Genomic DNA, 699 nt, shown 5'->3' on the forward strand with positions numbered 1-699 from the left:
GCACCGATGAGTGCTGTTACGATTCCGACAGGTAATTCGGCTGGTGCTAATAACACTCGCGCGATCATGTCTGCACAGGTCAGCAGTAAAGCCCCTAATAACGCCGAAATAGGTAACAGTGTGCGATGATCTGGGCCTGCTAGCATGCGTCCGAGATGTGGGATAACCAAACCGATAAAGCCGATTGCTCCGCAGATACTAACTGTGACACCAACGCCTACGGCGGAAAGCAGAATGAGCTGACGCTTCAATTTTTGTACCGGAACGCCCAAGTGGCGAGCTTCTGATTCACCAAGTAATAATGCGTTTAAAGACATGGCTTTTTTGTGAAACCAGAAAAGTAACACCACGAGAGTCACTGAAGATAAGCCAATGCCCGCCCAGTTTGCGCCCGCAAGCGAACCCATCGACCACAACGTTAAATCGCGCAGCATTTGGTCATCCGCAGAAAAGTTGAGAAAGCCGATCGCGGCACCTGAAAGTGCACTGATCGCCACGCCAGCGAGCAGCATGATCGTGACGGACGTACCAAACTTATTCGTACCGAGCCAGTACACCAGCACCGTTGTCAGAGCACCGCCCAGAAAAGCAAATAATGGCAACGCTGCTAAGTTCATGAGTTGAGGATGGTTTTGGCTAAACTCAGCAAAAACGACGATGGCAAAAGCGCCGCCCAACGCCGCACCAGCAGAAACCCCG

Annotated in this window: 1 protein-coding gene; it reads right to left on the bottom strand. The window is 51.6% G+C overall.

Going from position 1 to position 699, the window contains the following annotated elements; genetic code table 11:
• Nucleotides 1–699 (bottom strand): iron ABC transporter permease (locus tag R7E78_RS26745; RefSeq protein ID WP_318058688.1); only part of this gene is annotated, 699 nt, incomplete at both ends.

The sequence above is a fragment of the Vibrio sp. YT-19(2023) genome (genome assembly GCF_033337395.1).